Origin of the sequence: Streptococcus infantis SPAR10 (assembly GCF_000279535.1) — a bacterium.
Classification (GTDB): Bacteria; Bacillota; Bacilli; order Lactobacillales; family Streptococcaceae; genus Streptococcus; species Streptococcus infantis_I.
Genome location: NZ_ALCH01000005.1, coordinates 147,702 through 166,062, shown reverse-complemented (window position 1 = coordinate 166,062; position 18,361 = coordinate 147,702). Strand labels below are relative to the sequence as shown.

Annotated in this window: 16 protein-coding genes; 1 reads left to right on the top strand and 15 read right to left on the bottom strand. The window is 38.5% G+C overall.

Translation table 11 applies throughout. The features are described from left to right. Nucleotides 1-12 precede the first annotated feature (12 nt). The 8 genes from SPAR10_RS09455 to eno all read right to left on the bottom strand — a co-directional run bounded on the left by SPAR10_RS09455 (nucleotide 13) and on the right by eno (nucleotide 7,532). On the bottom strand, nucleotides 13-741 hold the full coding sequence (locus tag SPAR10_RS09455) for a metallophosphoesterase family protein (RefSeq protein WP_004253530.1): 729 nt from the start codon (nucleotides 739-741) through the stop codon (nucleotides 13-15). Then, entirely contained in the window at nucleotides 742-2,409 is a 1,668-nt protein-coding gene (recN, locus tag SPAR10_RS09450) for a DNA repair protein RecN (protein ID WP_004253527.1), read from the bottom strand. A gap of 6 nt (nucleotides 2,410-2,415) precedes the next feature. Then, complete coding sequence (locus SPAR10_RS09445) at nucleotides 2,416-2,847, bottom strand: arginine repressor (RefSeq protein ID WP_004253525.1); 432 nt, start codon at nucleotides 2,845-2,847, stop codon at nucleotides 2,416-2,418. Continuing rightward, on the bottom strand, nucleotides 2,840-3,655 hold the full coding sequence (locus SPAR10_RS09440) for a TlyA family RNA methyltransferase (RefSeq protein WP_004253522.1): 816 nt from the start codon (nucleotides 3,653-3,655) through the stop codon (nucleotides 2,840-2,842). Before SPAR10_RS09440 ends, SPAR10_RS09445 begins: the two co-directional genes overlap by 8 nt. Next, nucleotides 3,648-4,523: a polyprenyl synthetase family protein gene (locus tag SPAR10_RS09435; RefSeq protein WP_004253519.1), complete on the bottom strand. Its 876-nt coding sequence runs from the start codon at nucleotides 4,521-4,523 to the stop codon at nucleotides 3,648-3,650. The genes SPAR10_RS09440 and SPAR10_RS09435 overlap by 8 nt, the downstream gene beginning before the upstream one ends. Next, nucleotides 4,520-4,732, bottom strand: a complete 213-nt coding sequence (locus SPAR10_RS09430) for an exodeoxyribonuclease VII small subunit (protein ID WP_004253516.1) — start codon at nucleotides 4,730-4,732, stop codon at nucleotides 4,520-4,522. Before SPAR10_RS09430 ends, SPAR10_RS09435 begins: the two co-directional genes overlap by 4 nt. Beyond that, nucleotides 4,710-6,050, bottom strand: coding sequence for an exodeoxyribonuclease VII large subunit (xseA, locus tag SPAR10_RS09425; protein ID WP_004253514.1), 1,341 nt, complete (start codon nucleotides 6,048-6,050; stop codon nucleotides 4,710-4,712). Before xseA ends, SPAR10_RS09430 begins: the two co-directional genes overlap by 23 nt. A gap of 177 nt (nucleotides 6,051-6,227) precedes the next feature. Then, complete coding sequence (gene eno, locus SPAR10_RS09420; RefSeq protein ID WP_004253512.1) at nucleotides 6,228-7,532, bottom strand: surface-displayed alpha-enolase; 1,305 nt, start codon at nucleotides 7,530-7,532, stop codon at nucleotides 6,228-6,230. A gap of 163 nt (nucleotides 7,533-7,695) precedes the next feature. Here eno and SPAR10_RS09415 point away from each other — a divergent pair, with 163 nt between their 5' ends. After that, on the top strand, nucleotides 7,696-8,139 hold the full coding sequence (locus SPAR10_RS09415) for a DUF1694 domain-containing protein (RefSeq protein WP_004253510.1): 444 nt from the start codon (nucleotides 7,696-7,698) through the stop codon (nucleotides 8,137-8,139). Between the two features lie 2 nt (nucleotides 8,140-8,141). On the opposite strand, the gene SPAR10_RS09410 is transcribed toward SPAR10_RS09415, so the two are convergent. From SPAR10_RS09410 to pulA, 7 genes are all read right to left on the bottom strand, one after another. Then, nucleotides 8,142-9,251 (bottom strand): glycerate kinase, encoded by a 1,110-nt coding sequence (locus SPAR10_RS09410; protein ID WP_004253509.1) that lies wholly within the window; start codon nucleotides 9,249-9,251, stop codon nucleotides 8,142-8,144. 18 nt (nucleotides 9,252-9,269) lie between these two features. Further along, entirely contained in the window at nucleotides 9,270-9,911 is a 642-nt protein-coding gene (gene serB / locus SPAR10_RS09405; protein WP_004253507.1) for a phosphoserine phosphatase SerB, read from the bottom strand. A 62-nt stretch (nucleotides 9,912-9,973) separates the two neighbouring features. Next, nucleotides 9,974-11,407, bottom strand: a complete 1,434-nt coding sequence (gene glgA, locus SPAR10_RS09400) for a glycogen synthase GlgA (protein WP_004253505.1) — start codon at nucleotides 11,405-11,407, stop codon at nucleotides 9,974-9,976. Next, nucleotides 11,404-12,543: a glucose-1-phosphate adenylyltransferase subunit GlgD gene (gene glgD / locus SPAR10_RS09395; protein WP_004253504.1), complete on the bottom strand. Its 1,140-nt coding sequence runs from the start codon at nucleotides 12,541-12,543 to the stop codon at nucleotides 11,404-11,406. Before glgD ends, glgA begins: the two co-directional genes overlap by 4 nt. Beyond that, nucleotides 12,533-13,675, bottom strand: a complete 1,143-nt coding sequence (locus tag SPAR10_RS09390) for a glucose-1-phosphate adenylyltransferase (RefSeq protein WP_004253502.1) — start codon at nucleotides 13,673-13,675, stop codon at nucleotides 12,533-12,535. The genes glgD and SPAR10_RS09390 overlap by 11 nt, the downstream gene beginning before the upstream one ends. Further along, entirely contained in the window at nucleotides 13,665-15,593 is a 1,929-nt protein-coding gene (gene glgB / locus SPAR10_RS09385; protein WP_004253500.1) for a 1,4-alpha-glucan branching protein GlgB, read from the bottom strand. The genes SPAR10_RS09390 and glgB overlap by 11 nt, the downstream gene beginning before the upstream one ends. Before the next feature lie 407 nt (nucleotides 15,594-16,000). Beyond that, nucleotides 16,001-18,283 carry a type I pullulanase gene (gene pulA / locus SPAR10_RS09380; protein WP_004253499.1) on the bottom strand — a complete coding sequence of 761 codons (2,283 nt, stop codon included), beginning with the start codon at nucleotides 18,281-18,283 and terminating at the stop codon, nucleotides 16,001-16,003. Nucleotides 18,284-18,361 lie beyond the last annotated feature (78 nt).

Sequence of the window (18,361 nt, the reverse complement as noted above, 5' to 3'; positions counted from 1 at the left end):
CTGTTAGGAGTACTAATCTTCAGCAACAAAGCCATCATTTTCAATGAAGTAATGTTCTGTCATACCTTGGTCGGTAAAGACAATCCCATGAAGAACACCGCCGTAGACAGCACCTCCATCCATTCCAATCTTACCGTCTTCTGTTATCCAGAGTTCAGATGTGCCAGGTTTTTGATCCAACAAACCATAGACTGGTGTATGCCCAAAGACAATGGTTTTTCCAGTGTGATTAGGTGCTTCGTGAAATGGTTTTCTGAGCCAAACTTTCTTGTAATCTGTCGTTTCATGCCAATCATCCAAAGTCAAATCAATACCAGCATGTACAAAGATATACTTATCTGTTTCAATGACAAAAGGCATTTGACGGATAAACTCCACTAAGTCTGCTGCTTCTGTCTCAACTCGTTTAGCATCTGCTACTCCATCTACTGGCGCATCCAGTAGGCGCCCCAAAATAGAATTTATAGTTGTATCTCCACCATTACGACGATAGTGGTCATAGCTTTCTTCAGGATTATCGAGCCAAGTCAGAAACATATACTCATGGTTTCCTGATAGACAGATAGCTCCATGATTGTCGACCAAGTCCTTAACCATTTCTAGAACACGGCGACTGTCTTCACCACGGTCAATCAAATCCCCTAGAAAGAGTAATTGAGTCTTACCATCCCATGTTTTTAGAAGGTCCTCGAGCATACCTGCTTTTCCATGGACATCTCCAATTACATAATAGTCTGTCATTTATTTCTCCTTACTTTGCAACAATTCTCTCGCTTGACTAAGTGCTGCTTCAGTCACATTCTCACCAGCCAACATTTTAGCAACTTCTTCCACCCTTTCTTCAACTGTCAACATGCGAACTATTGAAACGGTTGAATGCTCATTGCTAATCTTTTCAATAAAGAACTGATAATCTGCGATCGCAATGACTTGAGGAAGATGAGATATAGCTAATACTTGGCCGTGCTGACCAATTTTATGAATTTTCTGTGCGATTGCCTGAGCTACGCGACCTGAAACTCCTGTATCCACCTCATCAAATACAATGCTCGTCTTACCTTCCTTACGAGAAAAGGCAGACTTAATAGCCAACATGAGACGAGATAACTCTCCACCAGACGCTACTTTAACCAATGGTTTAAAGTCTTCTCCAGGGTTGGTGGAGATGTAAAATTCAACACTTTCATTTCCTTCACGACTGAATTTTCCTTTAGTAAACTGAACCTGAAACTGAGCTTTCTCCATATAGAGGTCTTTTAGTTCTTGCTGAATTTCAATCTCTAATCGTTGGGCTAGGTTGTGGCGAGCAGATGCTAGCTGACTTGCTAAGTCAACAAGACTTACTTCCAACTTTTTAAGTTCTGCTTCCATATCATCTGAAGATAAATGATTGCCAGTCAAAAGGTTGTATTCTTCTGTGATTTTAGCAAAGTACATCAAGACATCGTCAACATTCCCACCATACTTACGTGTAATGGCGTGAATGAGATCTAAACGGCTTTCAATCTGCATGAGACGATTACCGTCGAAATCAAGACTTTCAATAATATCCTCTAAGCGTTTAGTAACATCTTCTAGAACATAATAAGATTCAGATAAGGAAGTAGAAATTTCACGATATTCTACATCATACTCTTCTAAACTTTCCATATCATTCATAGCTGAACGCACATTAGCTAGACTTGAAAATTCTTCATTATCTAACATTGTATAAGCATTAGTCAACGTATCAGCAATATTTTTATGATTTAGAAGTTTATCTCGTTCTTGGTTTAGTTTGAGGTCTTCACCTGGCTGTAAGGATGCAGATTCAATTTCAGCCATCTGAAATTCCAACATTTCAATACGAGCCTTGTGCTCTTCTTGATTTTTCTTAATCTCAAGAAGTTGCTTGCGCATTTTACGATAAGCATCAAAGTTTGTCTGATAGGCTTGCTTCAGTTCCAGAAAATCTGTATCACCAAACCCATCAAGCATATGAATATGCAATTGTGGACGCATTAACTCTTCTTGGTCATGTTGGCCATGGATATCAACAAGATACTGTCCAATTGAGCGAAGAACAGATAGATTAACCATCTGTCCATTGACACGACTAACACTACGCCCGTTTTGTAAAATTTCACGTCGGATGATGATTTCATCACCTAACTCTATTCCTTGCTCATCAAAAATCATTTGCAAAGCATGACTGTTTTCAACCGAGAAAAGACCTTCGATTTCAGCCTTAGGAGCACCATGACGAATGACGTCCGTTGTAGCTCTGGCGCCCAGCATCATATTCATAGCATCGATGATGATAGACTTCCCAGCACCGGTTTCTCCAGTCAGAACTGTCATCCCCTTCTCAAAATTAAGTGAAATAGCCTCAATGATGGCAAAGTTTTTAATTGAAATTTCAAGTAACATAAGGTCCTACCACTTTTTAACTTGCTCAACAATCTCTACAGCTGCTTCTTCAGTTCGCGCCACAATTAAAATTGAGTTATCATCTGCTAAACAGCTAAAAATCATATCCGAAAATGTTTGAGTCAATTGACTTTTAACAAAAATTGTATTCCCAGGAATAACATCTAAGTTGATGAGATTACCCATTCTTTCGAAACTTTCGATATTGTTCTCAGCTAACTGTAAACTTTTAACTACTGACTTTGGTAATTCATAGACATATGTATTGTCTTTCAAAGGAATTTTTACAATCCCTAATTCTTTGATATCACGTGAAACAGTTGCTTGAGTAGCAGAGATGCCTGCTTCTCTCAAGTGTTCAACGATTTCTTCTTGTGTGCCGATTTGATAGTCAGTCACAAATCTTCTAATCTTTTCAAGTCTTTCTTTTTTATTCATCTTTAAACTCTCTATGTGCTTTTTCTACTACTTGTTCTATTTCAGAAACTACTTGATTGCTTGCATGTTCCTCTTTACGTAAATAAGCAAGAAACTCAATATTCCCATGTCCACCTTGAATAGGAGAGAAATCCAATCCTAAGACTGAGAATCCTTCATCAACTGCCATTTTAGTAACTGATTCTAAAACATTTTGGTGAACTTTGGCATCTCTGATAATTCCATTTTTACCAATCTGTTCTCGTCCTGCTTCAAACTGTGGTTTTATGAGTGCGACGACTTCACCTTGGTCTTCCAAGACTCTATGTAGAGCCGGTAAAATGAGACTCAAAGAAATAAAACTCACATCGATACTTGCAAAACTTGGTTCTTCTTCAAAGTCATTTTTTTCAGCATAACGAAAGTTAAATTGCTCCATGCTGATAACACGTGAATCTTGGCGTAATTTCCAGGCTAGCTGATTGGTCCCAACATCAACGGCATAAACCAGTTTCGCACCATTTTGAAGCATGACATCCGTAAAGCCTCCTGTTGAAGCTCCAATATCAATGGTCGTTTTGCCTTCAACTGATATTTCAAATTTTTCTAAAGCTTTCTCAAGTTTCAAGCCGCCTCGACTAACATACTTGAGTTTCTCACCCTTGAGTTTTAATTCAGTATCGTCAGGAATTTTTTCTCCTGGTTTATCAAAACGCTCACCATTAAGGACTGCAATCACTAATCCAGCCATTACGCCCCGCTTAGCCTGTTCTCTTGTTTCAAATAAACCTTGTTTGTAGGCAAGTACATCTACTCTTTCCTTAGGCATTGATTCTCAAACTTTCTACTATTTTTACAATTGGTTCTTTATCAAAGTCGACTAATTGGCTAATCACATCTAATTTTTCATTAGCCTGATCCAAAGTTCGGTTACAAAAAACTTTTGCCTCATCCAATCCTAACAAAGCAGGATAGGTTGATTTCTCAGCTTGCAAATCTTTTTGTGGTGTTTTACCAATTTCCTCAAAACTAGCAGTAACATCAAGGATATCATCTCTCACTTGAAAAGCAAGCCCAATCAGCTCTCCAACTGTTTTCAACTGTTTTTGAAGATTTTCATCCAATCCTGCAATAACTCCTGCCGCTTGAAAAGGGAAGGCTAAAAGTTTACCAGTTTTATTAGCATGGATGGTCTGAAGTTCTTCTAGATTTAAATGTTTACCTTCACCTTCCATATCCAAAACTTGGCCAGCGACCATCCCCATACTTCCAGAAGAAAGGGACAAAGAAGCTATTAAATCTACCTTAATTTCGTTTGGCAAGTCTGCTTGCGCTATCAAAGCATAAGGATCTAAAAAGAGGGCATCTCCTGCTAAAATTGCTAGTGCTTCACCAAACTTCTTATGGTTGGTTAAACGCCCACGACGAAAATCATCATCATCCATAGCAGGAAGATCATCATGAATTAAGCTTCCTGTGTGAATCATCTCAAGCGCTGCTGCAACCTGGGCATGAGCTATAGTGATTGGCACTTGTAAAGACTCCAAAACTTCTAAAAGTAGATAAGGACGGATCCTTTTACCACCTGCATGAATAGAATAGAGAACAGCTTCTCTGAGATTAGCAGCTAATTGCTGGTCTCCATAAAACTCCTCAAGAGCTGACTCAACCAAAGCTAATTTTTCTTGCTTGTTCATAGAAGTTCGCTTTCTGTTCCATCTTCTTGCATGACTTTAACCAAGGTCTTTTCAGCTTTATCAAGTGTTGCTTGCAATTCTTTTGAAAGAACCATTCCTTTTTGAAATGCAGTAATAGCATCTTCTAAAGCAATTTCACCATTTTCTAAACTCTGAACAATAGTCTCAAGCTCTGCTAAATTATCTTCAAATTTCTTCTGTTTTGACATCTTTAACCTCTAAATCTACTTGACCATCTCGCATCATCAGCATCACCTGGTCATTTTTTTTCAAATCATTTGCAGAAGATACCACGGTATCCTCTTTTTTAACAATCGCATAACCCCTTGCTACGATACGACTCGTATCTAACATGAGTAGAGCTTCTGACAAGCGTTTTACTTCAGCAACCTTGGCATCATAGATCACAGCCATCTGGCTACGCATTAATTTTTGTAACTGTTGAATACGGTCTTGGTAGCGCTGAATCTTGACATTTGGCGATAATTGCTCCAAACGGTGAATTTGAGCTTGAAACTTCTGTTGATTTCTAACTAACTCACCATTCAATCCCTGCTTCAGTCGAAGCATTAACTGATCCAAACGTTGCAGATATCCATCATATAAACGCTCTGGTTGCCTGAAGATGACTGATTGACTAAGCCCTCTCAAGACTTCTTTTTTCTTTGATAAAGTATTTTGTACAGCAGTAGCCATTCGTTTCTCTTGATTTTTAAGGTAGGTCAGTAGATCTAACTTAGTCACAGGTGTAGCTAACTCTGCTGCAGCAGTTGGTGTTGCTGCTCTCTTGTCGGCAACAAAATCAGCCAAAGTTACATCTGTTTCGTGGCCCACACTTGAAATAATAGGAAGGCGCGATTCAAAGATAGAACGCACTACAATCTCTTCGTTAAAAGCCCAAAGATCCTCAATTGATCCACCACCACGACCAATGATAAGAACATCCAAGTCTTCTCGTTCATTAGCTCTAGCAATGTTACGGGCAATCTCCTCTGCTGCCCCTTCGCCTTGAACCTTGGTAGGATATAAAACAATCTCAACCCCTGGGAAACGTCTGCTAACGGTAGTAATAATATCCTGTATAACAGCACCACTACGACTAGTCACAACCCCGATGCGTTTTGCAAACTGAGGGATTGCTTGTTTAAAGCGTTCTTGAAAAAGGCCTTCTTCTGATAATTTCTTTTTTAATTGTTCGAACTGAATCGCAAGAGCCCCTACACCATCAGGCTCTGCCTTTTCAATGATGATAGAGTAGCTCCCACTTGGTTCATAGACTTGGACACGACCGATAACATTGATCTTCATCCCTTCTTCCAAATCAAAACCTAGTTTCTGATAAATACCTGACCAAATAGTCGCTTGGATTACAGCTCGATCATCTTTTAGAGAAAAATATTGATGAGTTGGACGCTTCCGGAAGTTAGAAACCTGACCAGTTAAATAGACCCTCTCCAAGTATGGGTCTTTATCGAATTTCATTTTCAGATACTTAGTCAAAGTTGTTACCGACAAATACTTTTCCATCTCAACCTCCTTCTTTCTCTAGTTTTTCCTGGGTATTATTATACCAAAAAAACGTTTAAAAATCTCTCTTTTCACCTCTAGAATACGAAAACAAGACTGGATTTCTTTGAGCTTGTCTAATAATATACAAAAGCCCTCGGAAAAATCCAAGGGCTTTAATTAGTTCACTGAACTAGATTATTTTTTAAGGTTGTAGAATGATTTCAATCCACGGTATTCAGCTACTTCACCAAGTTGATCTTCGATGCGAAGCAATTGGTTGTATTTAGCGATACGGTCTGTACGTGAAAGTGAACCAGTCTTGATTTGTCCTGCGTTTGTTGCAACTGCGATGTCAGCGATTGTTGAATCTTCAGTTTCACCTGAACGGTGTGATACAACGGCAGTGTAACCAGCTTCTTTCGCCATTTCGATAGCGTCGAATGTTTCAGTAAGAGTACCGATTTGGTTAACTTTAATAAGGATTGAGTTAGCAGCACCTTCTTCGATACCTTTTTCAAGGTAAGAAGTGTTTGTTACGAAGAAGTCGTCACCAACCAATTGAACTTTACCACCAAGACGTTCAGTAAGTGCTTTCCAACCGTCCCAGTCGTTTTCGTCCATACCATCTTCGATAGTGATGATTGGGTATTTGTTTACCAATTCTTCAAGGTAGTCGATTTGTTCAGCAGCAGTGCGGACAGCAGCTCCTTCACCTTCGAATTTAGTGTAATCGTAAACTTTGCGTTCTTTATCGTAGAATTCTGATGATGCACAGTCAAATCCGATAAATACATCTTTACCTGGAACATAACCAGCAGCTTCGATAGCAGCAAGGATTGTTTCTACACCATCTTCAGTTCCGTCGAAACGAGGAGCGAATCCACCTTCGTCACCTACGGCAGTTTCCAAACCACGTGATTTAAGGATTTTCTTAAGTGCGTGGAAGATTTCAGCACCCCAACGAAGAGCTTCTTTGAATGTAGGTGCACCAGCAGGTACGATCATGAATTCTTGGAAAGCGATTGGAGCATCTGAGTGAGATCCACCATTGATGATGTTCATCATTGGAGTTGGAAGAACTTTAGTGTTGAAACCACCAAGGTAGCTGTAAAGTGGGATTTCAAGGTAGTCAGCAGCAGCGCGAGCTACAGCGATTGACACACCAAGGATTGCGTTTGCACCCAATTTACCTTTGTTAGGAGTACCGTCAAGAGCGATCATAGCACGGTCGATAGCTTGTTGGTCACGTACATCGTAGCCGATAATAGCTTCAGCAATGATGTTATTTACGTTGTCAACAGCTTTTTGTGTACCAAGACCACCGTAACGAGATTTGTCACCGTCGCGAAGTTCAACTGCTTCGTGTTCACCAGTAGAAGCTCCTGATGGAACCATACCACGTCCGAAAGCACCTGATTCAGTATAAACTTCTACTTCAAGTGTTGGGTTACCGCGTGAGTCTAGGACTTCGCGAGCGTAAACATCAGTAATAATTGACATTTTTTACTCTCCTTTGAGTTTAATTATTTTACACCTCTATGATACATCAAAAAGATACCTTTTTCAAGAAAAAACGTTATCTTTGTGCAAATTTTCCTTAAGTTTGTTAAGTAATCGCTTTCTTTTCCGCCTTATCTATAGACTTTTATGATATACTATATTTATGACTGATGTATCAAAACAAATATTAGAAAAAGCTCATGGCGGGCTTAAATTAAATCCCGACGAACAAAGACGTTTTCTTGGTACGTTTGAAGAACGTGTTCTTGGCTACGCTGAACTCGCTACTGCTAATGATGACAAATTTCAAAAAGGTTTTTTGACTATTTTGGAGACTTTAAAAAAAGGAACTGAACCTCTGTTTGTCAAGATTTCTCCTCAAGTTGAGTTTGAAAAACAAGTTTATTATTTAAAAAATGCTAAAGATTCTGATTGCCAAGCAACTATCGTTTCTGAAGATCATAACTCTTCTCCTTTCGGACTGGTTATCCATAGCGATGTTCCGGTTCAAACAAGTGAAAAAGACCTCAGAAAGGCCTTTTCAGACTTGTGGCAAGAGAAAGAGACGAAAGCTCCTACTTCTCTCTGGAAAAAATGGTTTGGTTAACTCTATCTCAAAGACATGATTTGTGCGATGCTTGCAGCTGTATTTTCTAGATAAACAGCTGCTTTTTTTAGACTGTCTGCTAACGGTTCGCTTTTTTCAAGTATGGAAAAAGCTGCGACTATGTTCTCAAATGGTAAGGGTGGTAAATCCTCTGATAAACTACCGCAAATAGCAAGAACTGGAACACCGTTTGGTGTTCTTTTTGCTACTCCAATTGGCGCCTTTCCAGCTAGACTTTGCGAGTCCAGTCTGCCTTCGCCAACGATAACTAGGTCTGCATCAGTAACTTTTTGATCGAAGTTTATCAAATCCAAACAAGTTTGAATACCAGATACAATCTCTGCTCCTGCGAAGGCACACAAGCCAGCGGCAATTCCACCACCTGCTCCTGCACCATCTAATTTTAATATTTTGGGTCCAACTTTACTATAGAAGTCTTTAATAGCAGCATCAACTTCTTTAAATTTAGATGGATCCAATCCCTTTTGTTTCCCAAATGTAATGGTAGCACCATAAGGTCCACAAAGCGGATTGGTCACATCTGCTAATATTTTTATATGTACATCAGAAGGAATTTGAATTACTCTTTCCTTCAAAATTTTCCTGATATCAAATAGTGATTGACCATTTACTTGAAGTACAATTCCGTTTTTGTCATAAAACTGGTAACCAAGTCCTGAAGCAATGCCAATTCCACCATCGTTACTTGCCGTACCACCGACACCAACGTAGATATCTTTGATTCCTTGTTCTATTAAATGCAAGATTAGTTGACCAATTCCCTTTGTTTGAATCTCTAGAGGATTACGTTTTTCAAAAGGAATTTTAGCAAGACCTACTAAATTTGCAACTTCAAATAGAGCTAATTCTCTTTTTTGAAAGTAAGACATCAAAACCTCATCACCAAAAGGGCCAGTTACCTGGACTGTTTTTTCTTCCAAATCTAGAGAACTTTTAATGGCGTCTACTGTTCCTTCACCTCCATCACCAACAGGTAAAAGTAGACACTCCACGTTAGGTATCACCCTTTTAAATCCTCTTTTTATAGCTTCTGCTACTTCGTTTGCAGGTAGACTCTCTTTGAAAGAGTCCGGTGCGATAACAATTTTCATTTTGATTCCTCTTTCTATCTAAAGGAAGTCTATCACTTCTAAAACTTTCCCAAAATCTCTCTCATCTACCTGAAGATTTATTTCCTTTTTCACAATATTCTTGGCACAAAAGGCTATACCAAGTCCTGCACTTTTAAGCATTTTTAAGTCATTAGCTCCATCACCGATTGCAATCGTTCTATCAAAAGGCACTTGTAATTCTTCAGCCCATCTCACGAGGGTTGCTTCTTTTACTTCTCTGCTTATAATAGGGCCATTTAGATTTCCAGTTAAATGATCATCTCTGATTTCCAGTTGATTAGCAGTGTATAATGAAATTCCCAAATCTTTTGCTAATCTTTCTACAACAGTGGTAAATCCGCCTGATACTAAACCGACTTCTATCTGATTTTCTTGAAGAACTTTAATAAACTTGGCAGCATTTTTACTAAGGTGAAGTTCATGATAAATCTTATCAAAAACATGGATAGAGAGACCTTTAAGAAGAGAAACACGACTTTTTAAACTTGCTTCGAAGTCTAATTCTCCTCTCATAGCTTGAGCTGTTAGCAGGGCTACTTCTTCTTCGCACTCTGCCTCTTTCCCTAATAAATCAATAACCTCTTCTTCTATCAGAGTTCCATCTACATCGAGCACACAGAGACCTCTAGCTTTATTCATTTATTCCCCATACTTTCATTATCTCAAAAAATCGTATGAAAGCATCATACGATTTTATTTATTTAATTTGCTAAGCTGTGATATAGATCAAGGTAAGACTGACAAGCTGTATCCCAAGAGAAGTCACATTCCATTGCTTGGACTTGAAGTTTCTTCCAAACGTCAGGATGATTATAGTAAACATCCAAGGCTGTTTGAAGAGCCCAGTTAAGCCAGTATGACGTCAAGTTGTCAAAACTAAATCCTGTACCCGTTCCTTCAATTGGATTGAATGGTTGAACAGTATCTCTCAACCCGCCTACCTCATGAACAAGTGGTAATGTTCCATAACGCATAGCCATCATTTGAGAAAGTCCACAAGGTTCAAAACGACTTGGCATGAGGAAAATATCACAGGCTGCATAAATTTCTTGTGCTAGCTTGACATCAAAGGTAATATTGGCAGAAAGTTTATCTGGGAATACTTGACCAAACCATGAGAAGGCTTGTTCAAAACCAGGATCACCTGTACCCAAGAGAACGATTTGAACATCTTCTTGAAGCATGCGATGCAAACCTTCAACGACGACATCAAAACCTTTCTGTCTTGTCAAACGCGACACAATACCAATCATTGGAACATCAGGACGAACTGGAAGACCAACTTTCTCTTGAAGTTTAGCTTTATTCTGAGCTTTTCCTGATAGGTCTGATTTATTAAAATGATAATCCAACAAAGGATCCGTTTCTGGATTATAAAGATCCGTATCGATTCCATTTACAATACCAGAAACCTTACCAGACTCCATTCGAAGAATTTGATCCAAACCACATCCAAACTCTGTTGTCATGATTTCATAAGCATAGCTTGGCGATACAGTAGATACACGATCTGCATAGAGGATACCAGCCTTCATCCAGTTCAGGCAGTCATTCCAGCGAACTGTACCATCCGCATAGCGTTCAAATCCAACTCGGAACAAATCCCAAAGCATACCTTCAGAGAATTGACCTTGGAATTCCAAATTATGGATCGTTAAGACAGTCTTAATATTTTGATAGGCTTGAATCCATCTGTATTTTTCCTTCAACAAGAAAGGAATCATAGCTGTATGATAATCATGAGCATGAAGAACATCTGGAATAAATCTAATGCGCTCCATAGCCTCCAGAGCCGCAAGTTGGAAGAAGGCAAAACGTTCACCATCATCGAAATCACCATACACATGACCACGGAAGAAATAATACTGGTTGTCAATAAAGTAGAAAGTAACACCATTTAAAACAGTCTTCTTAATGCCACAAAATTGTCTACGCCAACCAACATATACTTCAAATTGAAGAACATCTTCAATTTGATCTCCAAACTTGGCCTCCACCATGTCATAGTATGGCAGGATAACAGCAACTTCATGACCAGCTTTAACTAATGATTTTGGAAGAGCACCGATAACATCTCCCAAGCCACCTGTTTTAGAAAAAGGGGCTCCTTCGGCTGCTACAAATAAAATTTTCATGAAAGAATGTCCTCTGTTACTTTTTCACCTTTTTTGATGACAACAGGATTTTCTGCTGTACCACGAATAACAACTCCATCAGCTACTTCAGCACCCTTATCAATAATCGCATACTCAACTTGAGCACCTTCACCAATGACAACACGAGGGAAAACAATAGATTCTTTAACTAAGCTATCTTTATGAATTTGAACATTACGCGAAACAACTGAACGAACAACCTTACCTTCGACAATACTACCAGAAGCAAACTGCGAAGTATTTACTTCACAACCAGGTGCATAATAAGTTGGTTCTTCGTTTTTCACCTTTGTGTGAATCTTTTGATTTGGAGAGAATAAAGAGTAGAATTTATGCAGATCAAGCATATCAATATTGGCTTGGTAGTATGTTTCTACAGAATGAATATTAGCTAAGTAACCAGTATACTCATATGCAAAAGCGCCTGATTCCGCTGCTAAGTCACGTAGAACATAACGTAGTTTTTCTGGGTGTTCTTTCTGAGCTTCTTCTTCCAGACGTTCAATCAACCATTGAGTATCTACAACAAAGATATCCGTTGACATGTTGTAGTATTCTTGTTCAGCTTTTTTATCGAAGAGTTTGTGAGAGAGCACGTGGTCAGTTTCATCAATATCTAGGATAGCATTTACTTCTGAAATATCCTTTTTAGGTAGTTTCTTATAAACAACTGTAATAGGAGATTTTGTAGTATTATGCAAATGGAAAACCTGAGTAAGATCAATATTTACCAAAACGTCACAGTTCAAGGAAACCGTTTGGTTAGATCCAGAACGTTTTAAATAAGTCAAGAGTTGTTGATAATACTCTTTACCAACAGTACTACTTTCCACACGAGTATTGTAGATTCCAAGATAGTAGTGGCTAAGAAGGGTATTCAACCCCCATTCACGTCCTGAACGAATGTGGTCAAATACAGAGCTGATGTTATCTTGTTGGAAGATTCCAAAGACACTTCGAACACCAGCATTTGCTAAACTTGAGAGTGGGAAGTCAATCAAACGATACTTTCCTCCAAATGGCAAACTTGCCACTGGACGGTTACTTGTCAAGGTTGACATATCATGGAAACCAACGGTATTTCCTAAAATCGCTGAATATTTATCAATCTTCATCTGTTGCTACCCCCACTACTTCGTTATATCCGACTACTTGTACTTCTTCTGTACCATCAATTTCAACACCATCGGCAATAATTGCACCTTCACCGATGATTGCACGTGTAATTTTAGCACCTCTACCGATAACTGCTCCACTCATGATGACAGAATCAACAACTTCTGCTCCCTTACGAACTTGAGCAGCTGTAGAAAGAATGGAATGTTTTACAGTACCATTCACGTAACATCCATCTACTACTAGAGAATCTTCTACTTGAGCAAATTCTCCAAGGTAGTTTGGTGGAGCGATAAGGTTACGAGAATAAATTTTCCATTGACGGTTACGGCTATCTAGAGCATTTTCTGGAGAGATGTATTCCATATTTGCTTCCCAGAGTGATTCGATAGTACCAACGTCCTTCCAGTATCCATTAAATTCATAAGCATAGACACTTTCACCAGTTTCAAGATAATTTGGAATAACATTCTTTCCGAAATCAGACATATCTAGGTTAGCCTTTTCAGCAGCAACTAGCATGTTGCGAAGTCGTTTCCAGTCAAAGATATAAATCCCCATTGATGCCTTAGTTGATTTTGGTTGGGCAGGTTTTTCTTCGAATTCAACAATGCGATTATTAGCATCTGTATTCATGATACCGAAACGGCTAGCTTCTTTTAGTGGTACATCCAAAACAGCAACTGTCAAGCTGGCATTGTTATCCTTGTGTGATTGGAGCATATCATCATAGTCCATCTTGTAGATATGGTCTCCTGAAAGAATCAAAACATACTCAGGATTAATGCTATCGATATAGTCAATATTTTGGTAAATCGCATGACTTGTACCTTCAAACCAACGATTTCCTTCACTTGCAGAGTAAGGTTGAAGGATAGAAACACCTGAATCAATTACATCAAGACCCCAACTAGAACCATTACCTATGTGGCTGTTGAGAGCAAGAGGTTGATACTGTGTGATAACCCCAACATTGTGGATACCAGAGTTGGCACAGTTAGAAAGAGCAAAGTCAATGATACGATAGCGCCCACCAAATTGCACAGCAGGTTTTGCAATGCTTTGAGTGAGTTTACCGAGACGAGTTCCTTGCCCACCGGCAAGGATTAAAGCTAGCATTTCATTCTTCATTTTCTACTCCTTTTTGAGATTTATTTGATTCTTTTTTAGCGGGTTTCAAGCGACGTTTGATTTTCCAGATACTTGCCCCCAAAGCTGGCAAGGTAAAGGTCAAAGTCTGCTCATAATCCTTCCATAATCCTTCTTGAGTTTGAACGGTTTGATTGTGTTCTTTCCAAACACCTCCCCATTGTTCCAACTCTGTATTCCAAATTTCTTCATACACACCTGCAACTGGCAGTCCAATTGTGAAATCAGGACGTTCGACTGGTGCCATATTAAAGACACAGACTAGCATCTCTCCTTTCTTTCCTTTACGAATAAAGGAAAGAACACTCTGATCTCTATTATCTGCATCGATAATTTCAATTCCATCATAGCTTGTATCAATTTCCCAAAGACAACGGTGGTCCTTATAAAGTTGATTCAACTGAGATGTGAAGTATTTCATCTTGGCATTCATTGGATCTTCAAGGTTTGACCATTCTAATTGCTCTTCTGATTTCCACTCTAAGAACTGCCCGAATTCGCTACCCATAAAGAGCAATTTCTTACCGGGGTGGCAAATTTGATAAGTATAAAGGTTTCTAAGGCCTGCAAATTGATTATAACGATCCCCCCACATCTTATGCATCATACTCTTCTTACCATGTACAACCTCATCATGTGAGAATGGTAGGAGATAATTTTCATTAAAGACATACATAAAACTAAAGGTTACAAGGTTAAAATCATACTTGCGGTAAATTGGATCTTCTTCGTAGAAACGTAAGATATCATTCATCCAGCCCATGTTCCACTTGTAGTCAAATCCAAGACCACCCATCTCTTTCGGACCTGTTATTTTAGTTGCTGAAGAGCTTTCTTCTGCAATCATCATGACATCAGGGTGAGCTAGCTTAATAACAGTATTTAAACGCTGAAGGAAATAATAGCCTTCGTAGTTAAGGTTTCCACCGTCTTTATTTGGTGTCCAAGGTGCATTATCATAATCAAGATAAAGGATATTACTTACGGCATCTACACGGATACCATCTAAATGATAAAAATCAATCCAGAATTTAATGCTAGAAATTAGGAAAGATTGTACTTCGTTTTTCCCTAAGTCGAAGTTTAATGCCCCCCAACCATAGTTATGAGCTTTGTTATGGTCTTGATATTCAAAAGTCGGAGTTCCATCATAGTAGGCTAAGGCATCATCATTGATTGTAAAGTGACCTGGAACCCAGTCCACGATAACACCGATATTGTTTAAGTGACACTCCTCAACAAAGTCTTGAAACTCTTCTGGTCTTCCGTAAGAATGTTCTAAACCGAAATATCCCATAAGTTGATAGCCCCAACTCAAACCTAGCGGGTGAGCCATCAAAGGCATAAACTCTATATGAGTGTAGTTCATTTCAACTAAGTAAGGAATCAACTCTTCTTTTAATTGAGCAAAACTATATGGGGTTCCATCTGGATTTCGTTTCCATGAACCAGCGTGTGCTTCGTAAATATTAACTGGCCTTTCGAAGAATCCCAAACGTTTTCTACGAGCTAACCAAAGTCCATCCTTCCATTTCTTTTCTGGAATTTCTGTTAGAACAGCACCTGTGCCTGGACGTGCTTCATACCGAACAGCTAAAGGATCAATCTTCATAAGCTGATGACCGTTAGCCCGTGTGATATGATATTTATAAATCTGACCTTCTTGGGCAAAAGTTGTAAAAACTTCCCAAACTCCAGATTCGTTTCGAACCATAGGGATTTGATTTTCAACCCAATTCGTGAAATCACCGACTAGATGAACAGCCTGCGCATTTGGAGCCCAAACTCGGAATGTGTAACCCCATTCCCCGTCTTTCTCCTCACGATGTGCGCCCAAATAGTGCTGAAGATGGAAATTTTCGCCTGTTGTAAAAGTTCTTAAAGCTTCTAATGTATCCATAAATCCCCCTTTATATTGTAAGCGTTTTCTATATTTCTATTATACTATCTTTTAAGAAAACTTTCAACCAATTTCCGAATTATCATAAATATTTTTTAGAAAATCTTCAAGTAATTATCTTGACATTTCTTAAATTTTCAGTATTTATTGATATTCTACCTTGATAAAAGTTTTTGTAGCATTAAATCACTTACAATATTTTTTTCAATCCTAATTTTGCAAAACAGATACTTAAAAAACTTAACGTTATTTTCATGAATCAAACTTTTTGTTCGGATAAAGTATCTTAAGTACAATTTTATCAAATTTTCTGAAATTTTCAACTATTTTTAGTAATATTCCCATATTTTTTATTAGGACAAATTTATATATAAAAAAACTCAAGATTAATCTTGAGTTTTATTTTTTTAAACTAAAACATTCATAACTGCAACGCTCACATTATCAAGAGTGTTTTCTTGATTTGAACGACTATTTGTTACCAACATTTCTAGATTTCCAGCATTTTCATAATAGAAAGATGCACCTTTGGCATTAAATACAACCAAGAAATGTTCTTTAGTTCCCTGAATCTCATAGACAATCCAGCCACTATTTTCAATAGCTGTGTGAACAAAGACGTGACGGTATACTTCCTCGTATGTAGGATATGAAAAGGCACTAGTCTTTGTTTTAAGACCTATAATCTGACGAATAAATTCAATGCTTTCTTGACGCTCATTGATTAAGTCCCAGTCTACCTGGTTAACAGCGTCTGGAGCATTGTAACTGTTCATAGCACGTTCGCGATCATCATGAGTCAACACACCGTTTTCACCTGTAGGAACCAGTTTGGTACGTCCAAACTCTTGACCAAGTTCCATAAAGGAGATGCCTTGCATGAGTAGATTCATTGCAGTTGCTGTTTCTACCTTTTTCATGATACTTGCTTGGTCTTCTGTTGGATGAAGTGTCGCTAATAAATCATGCAAGTTATAGTTATCATGGGCTTCTACATAGTTGACAACCTGGTTAGGGCTTAGATAAGAGCCTAGTTCACGACTACCAAGGATAGCTTTGGCAACAATTGGTTCAGTGGCAGCACCACTTACGAAGCCTGATTTGATATCACCGTAAACTTCAGCACCCTTAATCGCATTACGTTGATCATCATTGAAGAAGCCAATATTAGGTAACTGATAGGCATTGTCTTTCTTAGCCTTATCATAAGGAGCAAGACCAGTTCCCATATCCCAACCTTCTCCATAAAGGATGATTTTAGGATCGACTTCATCCATAGCCCAACGAATCATCTGCATCGTTTTAACATCATGGATTCCCATCAAATCAAAGCGGAAACCATCAATATTAAATTCATTTACCCAATAGAGAAGTGAATCAATCATGTACTTACGGAACATTTCGTGTTCACTTGCAGTTTCGTTTCCTACACCTGTACCATTTTGATAACTTCCATCGCGATTCATTCGGTAATAATAGTCTGGAACGGTTGTTTGGAATGGAGCATCAACAGTTGAAAACGTATGGTTGTAAACCACATCCATAATGACGCCGATTCCAGCATTATGGTAGGCTTGAATCATCGTCTTCAAATCGCGGATAACTTGTCCTGGATCATTTGGATTCGTAGACATGCTGGTTTCTTGTGCATTGTAGTTTTGTGGATCGTAACCCCAGTTGTAGGTCACATTTCCATCTGCATCATACTCTTTGTGACGATCAGCAATTGGTTGCAGTTGAACATAGTTAACACCAAGTTCCTTGATGTAGTCAAATGCAGTAGACTGACCGAAGTGATTGACTGTTCCAGTTTGGGCAGCACCCAAGAATGTTCCTCTTAATTCTGGAGCAACACCAGAAGTTTCAGACTTGGTCAAGTCACGAATATGCATTTCGTAAACAACAGCTTGACAAGAATTTTCCAATCGCCAAGTAGCTTCCGTTCCATTCTTAACTTCAAAACCTTCAACTTGACGTTCTTTTTCTGAAAGAATCGCTGAACGTTTGCCATCTGGACTTGTCGCAATGGTATATGGATCTCGTGTCAATGATTGATGATGTGGAAAATTAATCTGATATTGATAGGCACGACCAGCAAGACTTTCAGGAACTGTCAAATTCCAAACGCCAATTGTATTATCCTTGTGACTATATGAATAACTGTTACCACGTTGCATTTCATAAGTCTTTAGGATAGCCGCATCATTACTTGCTGATTCATAAACTACAACTTGTACAGTTGTTGCTGTTGGCGACCAAAGTTTAAAGCTTGTTTCTTCTTCGGAAACCTGGCATCCCAACTCTCCTTGGTAACCCCAGTGATGGTCAAAACTAGCACTGTTAATCGCTTTATCAAAAGCAAATGGATTTTGATCTTTATAGTGTGGACTTGCGATAGCTGGATTTTCAGAATAATACACGGTATCATCCCCATCTAAAATCCAAACCTCTGTTAAGAGTGGATAATGATTGAATCGGATAGGATATTCTTTGCTGACTCCATTTTTTTCAACTGTAAACAGCATTTGTTCGAGAGGTGTTTCACTTAGTTGAGTAAATGAAAATTTTTCTCCAAAGTATTCTTCTTCTTTGATAAACTCTACTGAATCTAGAGGATTCTTATTGAAACTGCATGCCTTATAAGCGTCATCTTTACGATGATAATGAATAAGTACAGGATAATGATACATGTTTTTTCCTAATTTCTAATTGTTAAATTTATATAGTAGCATTTCTTGATTATAATAATTGGATAGAAGCAAGAAATG

Bases quoted from the DNA above. Each gene is read 5' to 3' on its own strand.
- glgD (WP_004253504.1), bottom strand. From the start codon at position 12,543: ATGAAGATTGATAAATATTCAGCGATTTTAGGAAATACCGTTGGTTTC.
- SPAR10_RS09415 (WP_004253510.1), top strand. From the start codon at position 7,696: ATGACTGATGTATCAAAACAAATATTAGAAAAAGCTCATGGCGGGCTT.
- SPAR10_RS09455 (WP_004253530.1), bottom strand. From the start codon at position 741: ATGACAGACTATTATGTAATTGGAGATGTCCATGGAAAAGCAGGTATG.
- glgA (WP_004253505.1), bottom strand. From the start codon at position 11,407: ATGAAAATTTTATTTGTAGCAGCCGAAGGAGCCCCTTTTTCTAAAACA.
- pulA (WP_004253499.1), bottom strand. From the start codon at position 18,283: ATGTATCATTATCCTGTACTTATTCATTATCATCGTAAAGATGACGCT.
- serB (WP_004253507.1), bottom strand. From the start codon at position 9,911: ATGAATAAAGCTAGAGGTCTCTGTGTGCTCGATGTAGATGGAACTCTG.
- SPAR10_RS09445 (WP_004253525.1), bottom strand. From the start codon at position 2,847: ATGAATAAAAAAGAAAGACTTGAAAAGATTAGAAGATTTGTGACTGAC.
- recN (WP_004253527.1), bottom strand. From the start codon at position 2,409: ATGTTACTTGAAATTTCAATTAAAAACTTTGCCATCATTGAGGCTATT.
- glgB (WP_004253500.1), bottom strand. From the start codon at position 15,593: ATGGATACATTAGAAGCTTTAAGAACTTTTACAACAGGCGAAAATTTC.
- SPAR10_RS09435 (WP_004253519.1), bottom strand. From the start codon at position 4,523: ATGAACAAGCAAGAAAAATTAGCTTTGGTTGAGTCAGCTCTTGAGGAG.
- xseA (WP_004253514.1), bottom strand. From the start codon at position 6,050: ATGGAAAAGTATTTGTCGGTAACAACTTTGACTAAGTATCTGAAAATG.
- SPAR10_RS09390 (WP_004253502.1), bottom strand. From the start codon at position 13,675: ATGAAGAATGAAATGCTAGCTTTAATCCTTGCCGGTGGGCAAGGAACT.
- SPAR10_RS09430 (WP_004253516.1), bottom strand. From the start codon at position 4,732: ATGTCAAAACAGAAGAAATTTGAAGATAATTTAGCAGAGCTTGAGACT.
- SPAR10_RS09410 (WP_004253509.1), bottom strand. From the start codon at position 9,251: ATGAAAATTGTTATCGCACCGGACTCTTTCAAAGAGAGTCTACCTGCA.
- SPAR10_RS09440 (WP_004253522.1), bottom strand. From the start codon at position 3,655: ATGCCTAAGGAAAGAGTAGATGTACTTGCCTACAAACAAGGTTTATTT.
- eno (WP_004253512.1), bottom strand. From the start codon at position 7,532: ATGTCAATTATTACTGATGTTTACGCTCGCGAAGTCCTAGACTCACGC.